General features: G+C 73.1%; 19 protein-coding genes. 6 read left to right on the top strand and 13 right to left on the bottom strand.

The features are described 5' to 3' along the window. Positions 1–28 precede the first annotated feature (28 nt). Both AB0F62_RS22095 and AB0F62_RS22100 read right to left on the bottom strand, forming a co-directional pair. The gene (locus tag AB0F62_RS22095) at positions 29–1525 is read right to left on the bottom strand and encodes a cellulose binding domain-containing protein (RefSeq protein ID WP_361801502.1); all 1497 of its coding nucleotides are present in this window, start codon (positions 1523–1525) and stop codon (positions 29–31) included. 146 nt (positions 1526–1671) lie between these two features. Beyond that, positions 1672–2634 carry a TIGR03619 family F420-dependent LLM class oxidoreductase gene (locus AB0F62_RS22100; protein WP_361801505.1) on the bottom strand — a complete coding sequence of 321 codons (963 nt, stop codon included), beginning with the start codon at positions 2632–2634 and terminating at the stop codon, positions 1672–1674. A gap of 105 nt (positions 2635–2739) precedes the next feature. Between AB0F62_RS22100 and AB0F62_RS22105 the strand changes: the two genes are divergently transcribed. After that, positions 2740–3306 (top strand): XRE family transcriptional regulator, encoded by a 567-nt coding sequence (locus AB0F62_RS22105; protein ID WP_361801508.1) that lies wholly within the window; start codon positions 2740–2742, stop codon positions 3304–3306. Positions 3307–3773: 467 nt separating this feature from the next. On the opposite strand, the gene AB0F62_RS22110 is transcribed toward AB0F62_RS22105, so the two are convergent. From AB0F62_RS22110 to AB0F62_RS22120, 3 genes are all read right to left on the bottom strand, one after another. Then, positions 3774–3911 (bottom strand): hypothetical protein, encoded by a 138-nt coding sequence (locus AB0F62_RS22110; RefSeq protein WP_361801511.1) that lies wholly within the window; start codon positions 3909–3911, stop codon positions 3774–3776. A 97-nt stretch (positions 3912–4008) separates the two neighbouring features. After that, positions 4009–5397: a HAMP domain-containing sensor histidine kinase gene (locus tag AB0F62_RS22115; protein WP_361801514.1), complete on the bottom strand. Its 1389-nt coding sequence runs from the start codon at positions 5395–5397 to the stop codon at positions 4009–4011. After that, positions 5394–6071 carry a response regulator transcription factor gene (locus AB0F62_RS22120; protein ID WP_361801517.1) on the bottom strand — a complete coding sequence of 226 codons (678 nt, stop codon included), beginning with the start codon at positions 6069–6071 and terminating at the stop codon, positions 5394–5396. The genes AB0F62_RS22115 and AB0F62_RS22120 overlap by 4 nt, the downstream gene beginning before the upstream one ends. Before the next feature lie 107 nt (positions 6072–6178). On the opposite strand from AB0F62_RS22120, the gene AB0F62_RS22125 reads away from it, so the two are divergent. Then, the gene (locus tag AB0F62_RS22125; RefSeq protein ID WP_361801520.1) at positions 6179–6730 is read left to right on the top strand and encodes a hypothetical protein; all 552 of its coding nucleotides are present in this window, start codon (positions 6179–6181) and stop codon (positions 6728–6730) included. A 7-nt stretch (positions 6731–6737) separates the two neighbouring features. Here AB0F62_RS22125 and AB0F62_RS22130 read toward each other — a convergent pair whose 3' ends face one another. After that, entirely contained in the window at positions 6738–7601 is an 864-nt protein-coding gene (locus AB0F62_RS22130) for a fused MFS/spermidine synthase (RefSeq protein ID WP_361801523.1), read from the bottom strand. Between the two features lie 34 nt (positions 7602–7635). Beyond that, positions 7636–8025, bottom strand: coding sequence for a hypothetical protein (locus AB0F62_RS22135; protein ID WP_361801526.1), 390 nt, complete (start codon positions 8023–8025; stop codon positions 7636–7638). A gap of 186 nt (positions 8026–8211) precedes the next feature. Here AB0F62_RS22135 and AB0F62_RS22140 point away from each other — a divergent pair, with 186 nt between their 5' ends. Next, complete coding sequence (locus tag AB0F62_RS22140) at positions 8212–9534, top strand: tetratricopeptide repeat protein (protein ID WP_361801528.1); 1323 nt, start codon at positions 8212–8214, stop codon at positions 9532–9534. A 42-nt stretch (positions 9535–9576) separates the two neighbouring features. On the opposite strand, the gene AB0F62_RS22145 is transcribed toward AB0F62_RS22140, so the two are convergent. Genes AB0F62_RS22145 through AB0F62_RS22160 form a run of 4 tightly spaced genes read right to left on the bottom strand, consistent with a single transcriptional unit; the run spans position 9577 to position 11832 of the window. Then, a complete protein-coding gene (locus AB0F62_RS22145) occupies positions 9577–10044 on the bottom strand; it encodes an SUKH-3 domain-containing protein (RefSeq protein WP_361801531.1) in 468 nt (155 codons plus the stop codon). After that, the gene (locus AB0F62_RS22150; protein WP_361801534.1) at positions 10041–10607 is read right to left on the bottom strand and encodes a suppressor of fused domain protein; all 567 of its coding nucleotides are present in this window, start codon (positions 10605–10607) and stop codon (positions 10041–10043) included. Before AB0F62_RS22150 ends, AB0F62_RS22145 begins: the two co-directional genes overlap by 4 nt. Further along, positions 10604–11203, bottom strand: coding sequence for a hypothetical protein (locus tag AB0F62_RS22155; RefSeq protein ID WP_361801537.1), 600 nt, complete (start codon positions 11201–11203; stop codon positions 10604–10606). Before AB0F62_RS22155 ends, AB0F62_RS22150 begins: the two co-directional genes overlap by 4 nt. 8 nt (positions 11204–11211) lie before the next feature. Beyond that, positions 11212–11832 carry a hypothetical protein gene (locus AB0F62_RS22160; RefSeq protein WP_361801540.1) on the bottom strand — a complete coding sequence of 207 codons (621 nt, stop codon included), beginning with the start codon at positions 11830–11832 and terminating at the stop codon, positions 11212–11214. 36 nt (positions 11833–11868) lie between these two features. Between AB0F62_RS22160 and AB0F62_RS22165 the strand changes: the two genes are divergently transcribed. From AB0F62_RS22165 to AB0F62_RS22175, 3 genes are read left to right on the top strand one after another with little or no spacing between them, the layout of a single operon-like run. Further along, on the top strand, positions 11869–12630 hold the full coding sequence (locus tag AB0F62_RS22165; RefSeq protein WP_361801543.1) for a GNAT family N-acetyltransferase: 762 nt from the start codon (positions 11869–11871) through the stop codon (positions 12628–12630). Between the two features lie 51 nt (positions 12631–12681). Beyond that, positions 12682–13497, top strand: coding sequence for a helix-turn-helix transcriptional regulator (locus AB0F62_RS22170; protein ID WP_361801546.1), 816 nt, complete (start codon positions 12682–12684; stop codon positions 13495–13497). After that, on the top strand, positions 13494–13706 hold the full coding sequence (locus AB0F62_RS22175; RefSeq protein WP_361801549.1) for a DUF397 domain-containing protein: 213 nt from the start codon (positions 13494–13496) through the stop codon (positions 13704–13706). Before AB0F62_RS22170 ends, AB0F62_RS22175 begins: the two co-directional genes overlap by 4 nt. Before the next feature lie 21 nt (positions 13707–13727). Here AB0F62_RS22175 and AB0F62_RS22180 read toward each other — a convergent pair whose 3' ends face one another. Together AB0F62_RS22180 and AB0F62_RS22185 are read right to left on the bottom strand one after the other, a co-directional pair. Then, positions 13728–15212, bottom strand: coding sequence for a GH1 family beta-glucosidase (locus AB0F62_RS22180; RefSeq protein WP_361801552.1), 1485 nt, complete (start codon positions 15210–15212; stop codon positions 13728–13730). Positions 15213–15288: 76 nt separating this feature from the next. Next, positions 15289–16209: a carbohydrate ABC transporter permease gene (locus tag AB0F62_RS22185; RefSeq protein ID WP_361801555.1), complete on the bottom strand. Its 921-nt coding sequence runs from the start codon at positions 16207–16209 to the stop codon at positions 15289–15291.

A 16209-nucleotide genomic window follows, 5' to 3' on the forward strand; every position in this document is an offset into this window, starting at 1 on the left:
TGGGGGGCGGGGTTGGTCGCGTGCGGCCTCAGCCGCCGTAGGCCGCGAGGGCCTTCGAGAAGGCGCCCGTGTCCTGGAGGATCGAACTGCACGTCGCGTCGGCGGCGTTCTTGGCGCCGCCGGGACACTGCCTGTCGCGTGTGCCGGACCACATCGAAAGCCAGCCCAGGCCCTTCGACTTGGCGAAGCCCACCAGTTGGGTCGCGTCGTCGACCCTGAAGACCTCGGTCGCGACGTCGTTCACGCCGATCATCGGGGTGACCGCCACGGTCTTCCAGGCGGCGGCGTCCGACAGCCTCAGCACGCCCTTGAGCTGCCCCTGGGTGGCGGTGGCGGCCTGGACCGCGTAGTCGCCCATGTCGCCGCTGAAGGCCGGGCCGTAGTCCATCGCCATGATGTTGACGGCGGTGATCCGCACGCCACGGGACGCGGCGTCGGCGAGCAGGTCGACGCCGGCCTGGGTGAGTCCGGTCGGCATCACCGGCAGGGTGTAGGAGACTTCCAGGCCGCTGTGGCTCGCCTGGAGTCGCGCGATGGCCTGCGCGCGGCGGGTGTTGGCGGCCGCGTCGGCGATCGCACCGCCCTCGACGTCGAAGTCCACCTTGGTGAGCCGGTAGGTGTCGACGACCTTGGCGTAGGCCTCGGTCAGGGCGGAGACCGAGGAGCAGGTCGTCGCCAGCTCCGCCCCGGACGCGCCGCCGAAGGAGACCCGGACGTCGCCGCCGGCCTTGCGCAGGTCGCCGATCTGGGCCGCGACGCCGTCGTTCGCCAGGTCGCCGACCCCGCCCCACTTGGGCGTACAGCCGCCGCCGTCGGTGACGAAGGCCAGGTTGTACTGCTTGACGCCGGTCGCCCGGGCGTGGGCGAGCAGGTCGAAGGCCGGGTAGAGGGAGGTGTCGACGTACGGCGCGAAGCCGGCGGAGGCCGGCAAGCCGGCACCGGAGGTCGGCTTCGCGGTCGGGGTGGGCTTCGCGGTGGCCGTCGGCGAGGACGTCTTCGTGGGGGTGGCGGTCGGCGTCTTCGTGGGGGTGGCGGTCGCCGTCGGGCTCGCGGTGGCGGTGGGGCGCCCGCCGGGGGAGGCGGTCGCGCCGTCGTCGACGGAGCACCTCACCCCGTTGATCCGGCAGTTGACGGGGGCGCCCGCCTTCACCGCGGACTTCGTCACGAAGCCCACCTCGGCCGTCTTCCCGGCGGCTATCTCCTTGTTCCAGCTCGCCGGACGGACCGTCACGTGCTGCCCCGACACCGTGTAAGCGGCGTTCCAGAGCGAGCTGACGGTCGTGCCCGCGGGCAGGTCGAACGTCAGCGTCCAGCCGGACAGCGTCGTGTCGGAGGAGTTTCCGATCTCGTAGCGGCCGGTGTAACCGGTGGTCCAGTCGCTGGTCTTGCTGTACGCGGCACCGACGGTGGCGGCCTGGGCCGAACCCGCGAGCGCGAAGGCCCCGGCCGCGACGACCGCGCCCGCGGTCACACCCCCGAGGAGCGCGACCTTGCGGGTGGGACGACGACGATGTGAGTTCCTCATGGGGCGGCACGCTAGCGATGCCGATGCGGACAAATGCCGTGAGGTGTTCGGGCGTTCGATTTCTTATGGCGCACTTAAGATCACGCTAAGCGCGGGATGAGGCCGGCGCTCCGCGGCGGCCGCCGGCGCCCACCGCCGGCTCGTCCTCACGGCGCGAGGACGCCGAGCCGGTCGGCCGCCTCGATCACCTCACCGAGCAGCCCGAGCCATTCGTCCACGTCGGCGGCGTGCAGGCCCACGTCGAGCCCGAGGCCCTGGCCGCCGGCGAGGTACACCTGGGTCACACCGCTCTCGCGGGCGGCCATGAGGTCCTCGGCGATCTGCCGGGGCGATCCGCCGAGGAAGGGCCGGCCCTCCCCGATCGGCTCACGGGTGACCGGGGTCGGCCAGGGCACCTGGTCGACGACCATGAGGTCCCCGGGGTCGCGGCCCGCCTCCCGGGCGGCGTCGTGGAACGCGGACACGATGCCGCGCAGCTCCCGCGCCGAGGAGGCGATCGGGATCAGGCCGTCCGCGATGCGGCCCGCGCGCTTGACGGCGGCCGGCGCATTCGCGGCCAGCAGCACCGGAATGCGGGTCTGGACCGGCTTGGGGTTCACCTGCGACGGCGCGATCCGGTAGAACTCGCCTTCGTGCCGGACCGGGTCCGGACCCCACGCGGCCCGCATGGCCGTGATGAATTCCTCCGTGCGGGTGCCCTTGCGGCCGATCGGCACGTTCGCCGTCTCGAACTCGTTGTGCTGCCAGCCCTGTCCCAGGCCGGCGATGACCCGGCCGCCGCTGAACCGGTCCAGGGTGGCGAGCCGGCGGGCGAGCATCACGGGCACGTGCAGCGGCGCCACCAGGACCGCGGTGCCCAGCTTGATCCGCTCGGTCACGGACGCGATGTAACTCAGTGTCTCCAGCGGCTCGTACGTCGAGCCGTAGAACTCCGGCAGCATCTCGGGTTCACCCCCCGTCCACAGCACGACCTTCTCGAGCGGGCGGAGCAGGCGTTCGAACGTCCACAGGGCGGAGTAGCCGAGCCGTTCGGCCTCCCTGGCGACCTTGACGATCGTCTCGGGCGAGGTCTGCGGCCCGGCGGTGGGCAGTGCGAGACCGAGTTCCATGGGTCCTCCAACAGGTGGAATCGGGGTGTCGGCGTGCGCGGGTTCGCCGAGGCGTGCGGGGGTGCGGGTGTGCCGGGAGAGCCCCTTTCTCGTATACTAGAAGATGTGTCCAATATAGTAGATCCGCTGGTCGCGCAGATCGCAGCCCGCATCCGCAGTGAACGGGAACGGCGCCGGTGGACTCTGGCGCAGGCCGCGGAGGCTTCCGGGGTGTCCCGCGCGATGATCAACCGGATCGAGCGCGCCGAGAGCAGCCCCACCGCTGTCGTCCTCGGCAAACTGGCCGCCGCCTTCGAGGTGTCCGTCTCCGCGCTGCTCACCCCGGCGGAGGCCACGGGGGTGCACCGGGTGTCCGACGCCACGGAGTGGCGCGACCCCGTCACCGGATATCGCCGGCGCCAGATCACCGGGCCGCGCTTCCCCGCGGACATCGCCGAGGTCCGCCTGCCGCCAGGGGCCCGCGTGCCGTATCCGGCGGCGTCCCTGGCCTTCCAGCGGGAGGCCGTCTGGGTGCTCGACGGCCGGCTGACCTTCCACGAGGGCGATGTGGTGCACGAGCTCGACCCCGGCGACTCGATCGAAGTCGACGAACCCGTTGCCTGCGTCTTCTCCAACACCAGCGACGCCGAGTGCCGCTACGCGATCATCCTCACCCGCGTCGACAGGCCGTGACCGTTCTCCGTGTCCGGCCGGTGATCACGAGCGGGGCGGACGTCGTGGACGACATCCGCGGGGGCGGCCGGCATGGCTCGGAGTGGGCCGTCGACCATCACCCTGGCTCCCGGTCTGGCTCCCCGGTGTCGTGAGACCTGCGCGGTACCGGGGGCCGGGTGGGCTTGCGGCGCGCTGGGGATCAGGCCAGGCGCCGCCTGAGGCAGGGGGCGTTGGCCCGGGGGACCCGGTGTATTGCCCGACTCACCACAGCACATCGAGAGCCGCACGGACGGCACTCAGGGCGCGGTCCTTGCGGCAGCCGGTCTTGCGGCAGAAGAGCCGCCTCCGCCAGGGGCGCTTGGGCTGCGGAACCGGCGCACAGCACCACTTGCACGGCCGGGTCCGTATGCCACCGGCCTTCACGTTCCCACTCACGCCGCGAACTTAGTGCCGTCAGGTGACGGGACGGTGGGCGGTCCCCGGGGTCAGGAGGAGCCGGAGGGCGCGGCGTCGGCGATCCGGCGCGGCGTCGTCCCGATCCACCAGTCCGGAGCGGCGGTCCCCTCGGTGGTGCGGCCGTCGTCGTGGACGTAGTACCGCGCGTCGCGGCGCGGGGTACCCAACTCGCCGGAAGCGCCGGCGCGGGCGGCCTACAGCCTCAGCGCCGCCGGCGCCCGGTTGCGGGGGAGGGCCACCCGGACTTGCGGGGCCCGCCGGGGCTCAGCCCTCCGTGGCCGCTGCGGGACGCTTCAGCCGCCTGCGCCGTACCACCCGGTGGTTCCGCCTGCCGCCGGCCGCGGTCGGCCGCAGCGCGATCCACACCCGGATCTCCGCGCCGCCCAGCACCGAGGAGCCGAGCCGCACATCGCCCCCGGTGGCTTCCGCCAGGCGCCGCACGATGTCCAGTCCGAGACCCGTCGAACCGTCACCGCCCGCGCCCTGGCCGCGCCGCAGCGCCGCCGCCGGGTCCGTGATGCCCGGGCCCGCGTCGGAGACCAGGACGATCACCGCGTCCTGGCTGCTGTGCACGTCCACCGCGAAGGCGGTGCCCTCGGGGGTGTGCCGGAAGACGTTGCCGAGCATCGCGTCCAGCGCCGCCACCAGGTCGGGGCGCGCCACCGGCACCCGCACCGGGCGTTCCACCCCGGCGGTGCTGACCTCCCGCCCCTGGTCCTCGGCGAGCGCCGACCAGAAGGCCATCCGCTCGCGGATCACCTCGGCGGCGTCGCAGCCCACCGCGACCGGCTGGCTCTGCGCCTGCTGGGCCCGGGCGGTGCGGATGATCTGGTCGACCTCCCGCTCCAGCTGGGCCACCGCGTGCCGGGTCTGCTCCCCGGCGGGGCCGTCGCCGAGCGAGGCGGCGTTGAGCCGCAGCACGGTCAGCGGGGTCCGCAGGCGGTGCGACAGGTCGGCGGCCAGCTCCCGCTCGTTCGCCAGCAGTTGCACCACCTGGTCCGCCATGGCGTTGAACGCGACAGCCGCGGAGCGCAGTTCGGCCGGGCCGTCCTCGGGGACGCGTACGGTCAGATCCCCGCGCCCCAGGCCGTGCGCGGCGTCCGCGAGACGCCTGGCCGGACGCACCATCCGCGTGCCCAGCCGGTCGGCCACCGCCACCGCGCCGACGATCAGGCCCACACCGACCAGTGCCAGCACCGCCCAGGCGGTGGTGACCCCGCGGCTGACCTCCCCGTCCGGGACGAACACCTCGACCACCGCCACCGATCCCGAACCGACCGCGGTCGGCTGCAGCAGGGCATAGCCCCCGGCCACCGAAACGGTGGAGGCCCGGCCCAGCTCCGACGCCCGGTCCAGGTCGGCGTCGGGCGCGTGCGGGTCGCCGATCTCCACCCCGGCCGTGCTCTCCGTCGCGGGCACCCGCACCGCGATCCGTCCGTCTGCGCCGGCCTGCGTGGAGGCCGCGGCCCGCTCCAACTGGGTGCGGTCGGTGGTGATGGCCAGGGCCGGCCCTATCGCCGCGGCCTGCCGCTCCGCGTTGCCGATCGCCCGGTCCCGGGCCATCTCCTTGACCGTGAGCGCCAGCGGCACCGCGAACGCGACGACGACCATGGCCGTCACCGCGACGCAGACCTTGACCAGCGCCCACCTCACCGCGGAGGCTCCAGCTTCACGCCCACCCCGCGCAGCGTGTGCAGATAGCGCGGCCGGGCCGCCGTCTCGCCCAACTTGCGGCGCAGCCAGGACAGGTGGACGTCGATGGTCTGGTCGTCGCCGTACGACTGCTGCCACACCTCCGACAGCAGCTCGCGCCGCGCCACCACCACGCCGGGCCGGGCCGCCAGGAAGGACAGCAGGTCGAACTCGCGGCGGGTCAGGTCCAGCGGCGTCCCGTCCAGGTCGGCCTGGCGGCGCAGCACGTCGATCTGCAACCCGCCCACCCTCAGCACCCGGTCCGCCTCGTGGCTGCGGGAGCGGCGCAGCACCGCCGCCATGCGGGCCGACAGGTGCTCGACGGAGAACGGCTTGACGAGGTAGTCGTCGGCGCCCGCGTTGAGCAGGCGCACGATCTCCGACTCGTCGTCCCGCGCCGTCGCGATGATCACCGGCACGTCCGTGAGGCCGCGCAGCATCTTCAGCGCCTCGGCCCCGTCCAGGTCCGGCAGACCGAGGTCCAGGATCACCACGTCGAAGCCGACCTGTGCGACTTCCCGCAGCGCCTCCAGGGCGGTTCCCACGCTCCGTACGGTGTGCGCGGCCTCGGTGAGGTGCCTGATGAGCGCGGAGCGCACGAACTGGTCGTCCTCGACCACGAGCACACTTGCCATGGCCCGCAACCTAGCCCATCGGGGGACGCCGGGTGGGCGCGAGCACGTCAGAACGGGAAGCGCAACCCCCGGCTCCCTTCGGGGGGTGTGTCCGGCACTATGGGCGGATGCGAAAAGGACTGGCGCACGCCGGAGCGTGGACGCTCGCCACGAGCGTCGCCGTCGCGCTGTCGTGGTTCGGCGTGCACCACGTCCTGGCGGGCACGGCGTACGACCCGCCCCGGGCCCTGCCGATCTCCGAGCCCGTCTCCGACGAGGTGGGCGTCCCCACGTCCGCGCCGAGCACCGCGGACACCTCCCGCGCCGAACCGAAGGCCACCGGACCGGCGAAGAACGCCGGCGCGTCGCCGCGCACCCCGTCCACCGGCCCGGCCCGGCCGCCCGGTTCGCCCACCCCCGCCACCTCCTCGTCCGCCGACACCGGCACTGTGCACGGCTACACCGTCGAGGGCGGCCGGGTCGTGCTCGACCTCGGCAGGACCTCCGCGACCCTGGTCTCCGCGACGCCGGACCCGGGCTGGGAGATGAAGGTCTGGAAGCAGCCCGAGTGGATCCGGATCGACTTCGTCTCGGCCACCACGACGTCGTCGCTCTTCTGCACCTGGAACGGGCATCCGCCCACCGTCGACACCTACAAGGCGCAGAACACCGGCGGTTGACGGGCGGTCAGCGGAACACCGACTCCGGGGGAGCGGGCGATGCCGCGGCCGTGGCGTCCGTGACCGGCGCCGCGCCGCCCGCGAAGGCGTCCAGCTCCCTGCCGTGCTCGACCCGCCCCGGATGCGGGTCCGAGGCCACCCGCCGGGTGAACTCCGCCACGGGCAGCTCACCGTCCGCGGCCACCAGGATCACGTTGCCGAAGCGCCGGCCCCGCAGTACGGCGGGATCCGCCGCCAGGCACGCGTGCGGGAAACAGGCCCGCACCGTGGCGATCTGGGCCCGCAGGAACTCCAGCCGGCCGCCGTCCGCGACATTGGCGGCGTACACGCCGCCGGGCGCCAGCGTGCGCCGCACCTGCGCCAGAAACTCCGTGCTGGTCAGGTGGGCGGGCGTACGGGCCCCGCCGAAGACGTCGGTGATGACCAGGTCCGCCCAGCCCTCCGGCACCTTGGCCAGGCCCTCGCGGGCGTCGCCGCCGCGCACCTTGATGCGCCAGGTGCGGTCCCAGGGCAGTTCCCGCCGCACCAGCTCCACCAGCGCGGTGTCGACCTCCACCACCTGCTGCGTCGAGCGGGGCCGGGTCGCCGCGGTGTAGCGGGCCAGGGTCAGCGCCCCGCCGCCGAGGTGCAGCACGCGCAGCGGGCGGCCGGGCGGGGCGGTGAGATCGACGACGTGGCCGAGTCGGCGCTGGTAGGAGAAGTCCAGGTACTCCGGGGCGTCGAGGTCGACGTGCGACTGCGGGGCCCCGTCGATCAGCAGCGACCAGCCGCGTGCCCGGTCCCGGTCCGGCACGAGCTCGGCGAGACCACCGCCGACCCGCTCCCGTATGCCCTCCGGGGCTTTCGTCGCTCTTGTTCTGCGCGGTGCCATGCAGCCAGTATGAGCGGCGGGCGGAGGGCCGGGGTCAGAGCCGGTCGGCGAGCTCGATCATCCTGGCCGCCTCGCCCAGCGCGTCGCGGAGCACCGCGGGGTCCGTGACGGCGGTGTCGTTCCGCGGCGGCACCAGCCAGCCGCTGCCCGCCACCGGGGGCTCCCGCAGCTCGCCGGGGAGGCTGAAGCCGCCGCCCGCCGTCCGCGTGCACGCGCTGCCCGGCATGTCCCAGCCGTCGGCCGTGCCCGGCGGCACGAGGAAGCCGAGGCTGTCCCCCGCGCTGTCGTGCAGCACGGGCCCCAGGCCCGTCCCCATGCGCAACAGGTCCACGGCCTCCAGCCCCTGCCGGGCCGGGACGGTGACGAGATCCCATGGCTCGTCCAACAAGGCGAATCCTCCTTGGGGTCGGACGGTGGGTTGCACGGTGTCCAACGCGCGTGGGCGTCAACAGCTACGCCCGGCGGACGCCGTCAGGGGTGGCGTTTCATGGCGAATGGAGGGTGAGATATCCCTTTTGTAGCCAAACTGCCGGTACTCGGCCCGTCACACCGAGTACGGTCGTCGCGCCGCCACCCGGCACCGCACCGACCGTCCAACGGGAGCCCGGCGATGCACTCGTCACCTTCCACCCCCAACACAGCCTTCCGGAGCCTGCGCGGAGACCGGTCCCCCGGTGAGTTCGCCGCCGCCGTGCGCCGCGCGGGACGGGAGATCGGCGAGCAGGTCAGCTGTGACGCCCGCTACATCGGCCGCGTGGAGTCCGGGGAGATCCGCTGCCCCAACTACGCCTACGAGCGGGTCTTCCGGCACATGTTCCCCGGCCACGACCTCGCCGACATGGGCTTCGAGCCGCGTGAACTGGTCCGCGGCCGACGCGTCCCGGCGGCGCGGGCACCGCGGCCGATCCCGTACGAGACCGAAACCGACGAGGAGAGCGACGTGCTGCGTCGCGCGTTCATGACCGGCGGCCCGGCCGCCATCGCCACGACCCTGGTGCTGGGCCCCGCCGCAGCCGCGGAGCCCGTGCACAAGGTCGGCAGATCGCAGGTCCGGGCCGTGCGGGCGGCGGTCCGCGAGATCCGCCTGCACGACGACCGGCACGGCGCCGGCGCGCTGTACCGCCAGGCCGGCCACTCCCTCGGGGCCGCCTACCGCCTCCTCGACGAGGGCACCTACGGCCAGGCCGTCGCCGATGAGCTGCTGGGCGGCGCCGGTGAACTCGCCATCTCCGTGGGCTGGCTGGCCCATGACTCCGGACGCCTCGCCGACGCCCGCTCCTACTACGGCGAGGCCCTCGCCACCGCCCGCATGGCCGGCGACCGCGCCCTGGAGGCGCACGCCTTCTGCAACGCCTCCTTCCTCGCCCGCGACGCCGGGCGCCCCCGCGAGGCCGTCCGCGCCGCGCAGGCGGCCCAGCAGGCCGCCCGCCCTCTCGGTTCGCCCCGGCTGCTCTCCCTGCTCGCGCTCCGGGAAGCGGGCGGCTGGGCGGGCCTCGGCGATCGTCCCGGCTGCGAACGGGCCCTCGCCCGCGCCCAGACGCTCTTCGGCCGCGGAGCCTGCGCCGCGGACCCGGAGTGGATGACCTTCTACGGCGAGGCCGAACTCGCCGGCCTGGAGGCCCAGTCCTGGTCCGCCCTCGGCGACCACCGCCGCGCGGTCGAGCACGCGCGGCGCGCGGTCGGCCTGCAGGCGCCGCACTTCACACGCAACGCCGCGCTGTACACCGCGGAACTCGCCGACAACCTCGCCTCCGCCCGCCATGTCGACGAGGCCACGGACGCCGGCATCCGCGTCCTGGACCTTCTGGGCCGCGTCCAGTCCCCGCGCGTGCGGGGCATGCTCTCCTCGACCGCCCAGACCCTCCAGCCGTACGCCCGGCGCAAGGACGTCGCCGAATTCCTCCGCCGCCAGGCGCAGTCGCGGCCGGCGTGAGCGGGCGTGGGCGGGCGTGGTCCGGCGCCGACGGGGGCCGCGTCAGGCGTGGAAGTCCTCCGCGTCCCGCAGGGTGCTCCCGGACAGCCGCCGGGCGAAGGCCTCGTAGGCGTCGTGCCCGAGGAAGTACGGCCCGGTGCAGTGCTGGTAGAACAACCGCCCCAGGTCGTCCACCAGGACGATCCCGAGCTCCGAGGTCTCGTAGCCGACGGGGAACACCGGCCGGCGCAGGTTGGCGCCGAGCTCGGCGAAATCCTCGGCGTCGCCTTCGTACCCGACGTCCGGGCGGACGACGAGAGCGATCTCGGACGCGGCCCGGTACGGAAGGCGCAACAGTCCGTACGAGTACAGGAATCCCAGGGCGGCGGCGGACGGGGTGAGCGGGAAGCCCTGACGCTCGGCGTCGCGCAGCCGGAAAGCCACATGCTCGCCGACCCGGTCCCGCACGTCCCGCCCGGGGTGCCAGCCGTGCTCCTCCAGCCACGGCCGGACCGTCGCCGCGTGCGTCATACCGCCGACGCCCTCGTGACGTCGAGCAGATCGGTTTCCTGCTCCTCCCACTGTTCGTAGAGGGCGTCGGGGCCGTGCTCCTGCGCGTACGCGATCTCGGCGGCGGTCACCGGGACCACGGTGAGGAGATGCAATTCGGTCCGGCCCTGCGCGTTCACCAGGGACTCGAAGCCGTCCTCGAGGTAGGGGTGCGGCACGATCATCACCCCTTCGATCTCCGTACCCGCGATCAGCGGCTCCGGTGCCGGGATGATCTGGTCGAAGGCCGGACCCGCACCCGTGCGAACGGCCAGTGTCGCGGTCAGTGCGACCAACGCGCGCGCGGCCGATCTCTGGTCCGACCTGAGTGTGCAGGCGAGTTCCAGCGGCATGATCGCGGTGATGTCCTGGAACCTCAGACCGTTCGTCACGGCGGTGACCAGGTCCCCGTCCCCCGATACACAGAAGAGCAGGGCGAAACCCCGGCCTGCGCCGTCCGCCGCGGGGGCCTCCGCATCCCGGATCGGCCCCAGACAGGCCTGAATGTGGTCGAGGAATCCCGCGTACTTCTCCCCGGTGGTCATCCGTCCTCCGCCCTCTCCTGGCGCGCCCAGGCGCCTGCCGGTCGCTCGTCCCGGGGACGGACCTCGATGCCCGCCCGCCGCCAGGAGCCGTAAGAGAAGGGGTCGTCGCCGTCGAGCAGGACGACCCACGCCCCGCCGCGCGACCACACCACGGACCGGGACGCGTACTCCGGGACGTGGGCCTCCGGCCCGGGCGGTTCGGGCTCGCCGAGCCGGGCGCGCAGCCGCCCCGCCATCCGCTCGTACGCGGCGTCGTAGGCGTCCGGGCCGGCGTTCGCGTCCCAGCCCTCGGGGGTCTCGCCCTCCGTGACGTACGCGAACGGCAGCACGATCGAGCAGTCCGCGCGGCACTCAGGATGGTCGCACGCCGCGTCGGCGTCGTCCGCGCATCCCGGATACTCGCCGAGCTCCAGCCAGTGCGCGCCGATCGGCCAGGCGTCGAGCCAGCCGATGACGGTCGCTCCGTCGTCGCCGGCGTGGTGCCAGCCGTTGCGCACGAACGCGTCCTCGAAGGCACGGTGGCTCCAGGGCAGATCGGCCAGTTCGAGGAGCCGGACCAGCAGGTCGTCGTCGACGGAGCGCAGTTGCGCGGCCACGGCCGCCCCTACCTCTTCGGCCGGACGGCGATGCCCGCGCGGCGGTAGGCGCCATACGACATGGCGTCGCTCCCGTCGAGCAGGATCACGTACGCGTCGCCCCGCGACCAGCGGACGTGCCGGGTGGCGTCGATGTCCTTGTACGGCCACGGGCCTTCGGGCTCCGGCTCCCCGAGGCGGTCGCTCAGCAGCGTGGCCACCCGCCGGTACTCGGCGTCGTAGTCCTCGTCGGACGCCCCGAGCCGTACGTCGGGGCGGCTGTGCCAGGGCCCGAACTCGTCGTCCCACGCGGCCGGGTCCTCGGGATCGGCGAAGTACGCGAAGGGGTGCAGGACGTAGCCGCCCTCACGGCACCCGGCGTGGGCGCACACGACGTCGGAGGGGCCGCCGTCCGCACAGCCGGGCCGATCGCCCAGCTCCAGCCACCAGTCGTCCACGCCCTCCTCGCGCCCGGGCAGGAACTGGATCTCCCACCAGCCGATGACCGGCCCCTCCTCCTCGTCCTCCGGGACCTCCCAGCGGTTGGCCACGAACGCGTCCTCGACCGCGCGCCGGCTCCACGGCAGGTCCGCCAGCGCGATCATCCGGTCCACGAAGGCCTGGTCGGCGTCGAAGAGTTGTATCGCCATGGCACGCGACCCTAACGCCCCGCCTAGGCTGCCCCCATGACAGGACCGGAAATGCCGCGGATCCGCGCCTTCGTCGCTGCCTTCGCCCGCCGCCAGGCCGCGCGCACCGTCGACCTCCCCGGCGGCTTCGCCGCCCTCGACGACGCCTTCGCCTACTCGCACGGCGACAACCACGTGGTCCTCGACGGTGCCGTCGAGCCCGAAGCGCTTCCCGCCCTCGCCGACGAGGCCATGGCCCATCTGAGGCACCGCGCGGTCACCGTCCTGGACGACGCCACGGGCACCGCCTGCGCAGGGCCCCTGATCCGGGCCGGCTACACGCACTCCACCGAGCTCGTCATGCTGCACACCGGCCCGGTACCGGAGGGCGGGTCCGCCGGGGAAGTCGGCCTGGACGCCTTCCGCGAGCCCCTCGCGCGGCGCTGGCGCGGCTTCCTCCCGGAGGCCGACGACGAGGCCGTCCGGCAGTTGGTCGACCGCCGCGAGGCCCGGCGCCGCGGCGCGGACGTCGTCCGCTTCATCGGCTCGCGGACGCCCGGCGGCGAGGTCGCGTCCTGGGCGGACCTCTACATCGACCCCGCGTCCGGCATCGCCCAGATCGAGGACCTCATCACCTCGGAGGACCACCTCGGTCGCGGCCACGCCGGCGCCGTACTGTCCACGGCCGTCCGCCAGGCCGCCGACGCGGGTTGTGCCACCCGTTTCCTCATCGCCGACGCGGACGACTGGCCCCACCACTGGTACGCGCGCCGCGGCTTCACGGTGGTGGGCCGCTTCCACAGCTTCGCCCGCGACTGACGGTGTCACTCCGTAACCTGGTGGATACGGAGTGTGTGTGGGGGTGTGCGGATGACCGGCGAGGTGACCCAGCCGCCGATGGCGTGGCGCTACTGCGGCAACCAGGTCAAGCTCTGGCGCGAGCAGGCGGGCGTCACACGCGAGCAGTTGGCGCGCGAGGCGGCGTACGGGTACGAGACGGTGAAGTCCATGGAGCAGGGCCGTCGTCGGCCCAGTTCCCGCCTGTTGCAGATCGCGGATCAACTCTGCGGCGCGGGCGGGAAGCTCACGGCGGCGCAGGAGTTCCTGAAACCGGAGAGGTTCCCCGAGCGCACACGCGAGTTCATGCAGGCGGAGGCCGAAGCGATCGCGTTGTACGGGTACGAGCCGCTGCTTGTGCCGGGGTTGCTGCAGACCGAGGCGTACGCCCGCGCGCTGATGGGCAACAGCTGCCCGCCGCTCGACGACGAGACGATCGGGGAACGGGTCGCGGCACGGCTGGAGCGGCAGGAGAAGCTGCGGCGGAAGCCCACCGCGCTGTTCGGTTTCGTGCTCTACGAAGCGGCCTTGAAGGCGAACGTCGGCGGCCCGGAGGTGATGAAGCGGCAGTTGCAGGCTCTGCTGACGGCGGGCTCGCTGCGCAACGTCTCCGTCCAGGTGCTGCCGGCCGACCGCGTCGCGTATCCGGCGCTCAGCGGTTCGCTGGTTCTCCTGGAGACGGAGGAGCACGAACACCTCGCCTACGTGGAGGCCCAGGAGACCAGCGCCCTCTACAGCGACCCGACGAAGGTGAGCCGACTGTCGCAACGTCATGGAATCATCCGCATGCAGGCCCTCGGCGTCGAGGAGTCGGCGCGGTTCATCGGCGAGGTGGCGGAGGCCCTATGAACACCCGGCTGGTGTGGTTCACGTCCAGTTACAGCGACGACCAGGGGGGCAACTGCGTCGAGGTCGCCACGACCCGGAACGCCGTGCACGTGCGGGACAGCAAGGACCCCGGCGGCCCCGTGCTCTCCTTCACCCCCGCCGCGTGGGCGGCGTTCGTCGCCGCCGCCCCCGGGACATGGGGGCGGGACGCGGCGTCCCCCTCTGTATAGGCGCCGCGTCCCGCCGGTCCACTACGGAGCGGGCGTCTCCGTGACACCCGGCTCCGCGGCCTCGGGCAGCGCGCCCGTGCGGGCGACGCCCGCGTACCACAGGGCGCTGGACTTCGGGATGCGCTCCTGCGTCTCGTAGTCGACGTAGACCGCGCCGAAGCGCTTGTCGTACCCGTACGCCCACTCGAAGTTGTCCATCAGGGACCACAGGAAGTAGCCCCGCACGTCGGCGCCGTTGCGCATGGCGCGGTGGACCGCCTCCAGGTGGACGCGCAGGTACTCCACCCGCTCCGGGTCGTGCACGGCGCCGTCGGGGCCCACGGAGTCCTCGTAGGCCGCGCCGTTCTCCGTGATGAGCAGCGGCAGGTCGGGGAACTCGCGGTTCATCCGCATCAGCAGGTCGTACAGGCCCGTGGGGTCGACGGACCAGCCCATCGCGGTGTGCTCGCCCGGAGGCTGGTGGAAGGCGACGTCGTCCGCGCCCGGCCAGGGGGAGAACGCGCTGGAGCCGTGGCCGTCGCTGCGCGGCCCGTCGACGGAGGCGCCGTCGGACACCAGGGTGGGCGTGTAGTAGTTGATGCCGAGCACGTCCAGCGGGTGGCGCTTGATCGCCGCGAGGTCGCCGTCCTGGACGAAGGACCAGTCGGTCAGGCCACGGGTGTCGTCCAGCAGGTCCTGCGGGTACGCGCCCTTGAGCAGGGGGCCGGTGAAGACCCGGTTGCCGACGGCGTCGATGCGGCGCGCGGCGTCCACGTCGGCGGGGGAGTCGGTGAGCGCGCGGACCTGGTGCAGGTTGAGCGTGATGCCGAGCTGGGCGCGGGCCGGGAGGACCGAGCGCAGCGCCTCGGCGGCGCGGCCGTGACCGAGGTTGAGGTGGTGGGCGGCGCGCAGGGCGGCGACCGGGTCGGTGCGGCCCGGGGCGTGGACGCCGGAGCCGTAGCCGAGGAAGGCGCTGCACCAGGGCTCGTTGAGGGTGGTCCACAGCTGGACGCGGTCGCCGAGGGCCTCGGCGACGATCCGCGCGTACTCGCCGAAGCGCTCCGCGGTGTCGCGGGCGGGCCAGCCGCCGGCGTCCTCGAGCTCCTGGGGAAGGTCCCAGTGGTAGAGGGTGACGGCGGGCTGGATGCCGTGCTCCAGCAGCTCGTCGGTGAGCGCGCGGTAGAAGTCCAGGCCGCGCTCCACCGCCGGCCCGCGGCCGGTGGGCTGCACGCGGGACCAGGAGACGGAGAACCGGTAGGCGCTCAGGCCGAGGTCGGCCATGAGCCGGACGTCGTCACGGAACCGGTGGTAGTGGTCCGCGGCGACGTCGCCGGTGTGGCCCTCGAAGACCTTGCCGGGGGTGTGGCTGAAGGTGTCCCAGATCGACGGGGTGCGCCCGTCCTCGGCAGCGGCGCCCTCGATCTGGTACGCGGCGGTGGCCGCGCCCCACAGGAAGCCGGGCGGGAACTGGTGGCCGCTTTCCGCGGCGGTGCCGCTCGCTGCGGGGCGGATGTCGGACGCTGTCATACGGGAGCGCTCCCATCGGAACGAGTGAACAAGAGGAAAGAAAAGGGGGAGGGCGCGGCCTCGGCCGGGGGAGGGATCAGCCCTTGACCGCGCCCTGCATGATGCCGCCGACGATCTGCTTGCCGAAGATCACGAAGACCAGCAGCAGCGGGAGCGTGCCGAGCAGCGCGCCGGCCATGATCACCGACTCGTCGGGGATGTAGCCGCGGCCGAGGCTGGTGAGCGCGACCTGGACGGTCGGGTTCTCCTGGGTCAGCGCGATGATCGGCCAGAAGAAGTCGTTCCAGGCCGCGACGAAGGTCAGCATGCCCAGGACCGCCATCGCGGGCCGGGCGGCCGGGAAGACCACGTGCCAGACGATCCGGATGCTGCTGGCGCCGTCGACACGGGCGGCCTCGATGATCTCGGTGGGCAGCGCCTGGGAGAGGTACTGCCGCATGAAGAAGACACCGAAGGCGCTGACGAAGGTCGGCAGGATGACCGCCTGGAGGTGGTTCGTCCAGTCCAGGTCCGCGATCCACAGGAACAGCGGCACCACGCTCAGCTGCGGCGGCACCATCATGGTGCCGATGGTCAGCATCAGCAGGAAGGACTTCATCCGGAACTGCAGCTTGGCGAAGGCGAAGCCGGCGATCGTCGAGAACAGCACCGTGCCGATGGTGATGCTGCCCGCGACGATGGCCGTGTTCACCAGGGCCGTGCTGAGGTTGGCCTCGGTCCACGCGGTCTGCAGGTTGCTGAAGAGGTTCGAGCCGAACCAGAACGGCGGAGGGGTCTGCGCCAGCCGCGAGTTCGTCCGCGAGGCCGCGATCGCCGTCCACACCAGGGGGAAGAGCGATATCGCGGTGAAGACGATCAGGACGGCGTAGGTGAACGGGCCGGCGTGCAGCTGCCGTCCGGCCTTGGGCGCGCCGGGGGTGCGGCGCTTGCCCTTGCGGGACGTGTCCTGCGCTCCGGCCGCCGCCTGCTCCGGCGGGTTGGTCGAGATGGTGGCCAT

It is taken from the genome of Streptomyces sp. NPDC026673 (assembly GCF_040638135.1).
In the GTDB taxonomy this organism is placed as follows: domain Bacteria; phylum Actinomycetota; class Actinomycetes; order Streptomycetales; family Streptomycetaceae; genus Actinacidiphila.

Excerpts from the sequence above, each read along its gene's own strand:
- AB0F62_RS22095 (WP_361801502.1), bottom strand. The coding sequence starts at position 1,525 with ATGAGGAACTCACATCGTCGTCGTCCCACCCGCAAGGTCGCGCTCCTC.
- AB0F62_RS22100 (WP_361801505.1), bottom strand. The coding sequence starts at position 2,634 with ATGGAACTCGGTCTCGCACTGCCCACCGCCGGGCCGCAGACCTCGCCC.
- AB0F62_RS22120 (WP_361801517.1), bottom strand. The coding sequence starts at position 6,071 with ATGGCAAGTGTGCTCGTGGTCGAGGACGACCAGTTCGTGCGCTCCGCG.
- AB0F62_RS22125 (WP_361801520.1), top strand. The coding sequence starts at position 6,179 with ATGCGAAAAGGACTGGCGCACGCCGGAGCGTGGACGCTCGCCACGAGC.
- AB0F62_RS22130 (WP_361801523.1), bottom strand. The coding sequence starts at position 7,601 with ATGGCACCGCGCAGAACAAGAGCGACGAAAGCCCCGGAGGGCATACGG.
- AB0F62_RS22140 (WP_361801528.1), top strand. The coding sequence starts at position 8,212 with ATGCACTCGTCACCTTCCACCCCCAACACAGCCTTCCGGAGCCTGCGC.
- AB0F62_RS22145 (WP_361801531.1), bottom strand. The coding sequence starts at position 10,044 with ATGACGCACGCGGCGACGGTCCGGCCGTGGCTGGAGGAGCACGGCTGG.
- AB0F62_RS22150 (WP_361801534.1), bottom strand. The coding sequence starts at position 10,607 with ATGACCACCGGGGAGAAGTACGCGGGATTCCTCGACCACATTCAGGCC.
- AB0F62_RS22160 (WP_361801540.1), bottom strand. The coding sequence starts at position 11,832 with ATGGCGATACAACTCTTCGACGCCGACCAGGCCTTCGTGGACCGGATG.
- AB0F62_RS22165 (WP_361801543.1), top strand. The coding sequence starts at position 11,869 with ATGACAGGACCGGAAATGCCGCGGATCCGCGCCTTCGTCGCTGCCTTC.
- AB0F62_RS22170 (WP_361801546.1), top strand. The coding sequence starts at position 12,682 with ATGACCGGCGAGGTGACCCAGCCGCCGATGGCGTGGCGCTACTGCGGC.
- AB0F62_RS22175 (WP_361801549.1), top strand. The coding sequence starts at position 13,494 with ATGAACACCCGGCTGGTGTGGTTCACGTCCAGTTACAGCGACGACCAG.
- AB0F62_RS22180 (WP_361801552.1), bottom strand. The coding sequence starts at position 15,212 with ATGACAGCGTCCGACATCCGCCCCGCAGCGAGCGGCACCGCCGCGGAA.
- AB0F62_RS22185 (WP_361801555.1), bottom strand. The coding sequence starts at position 16,209 with ATGGCCACCATCTCGACCAACCCGCCGGAGCAGGCGGCGGCCGGAGCG.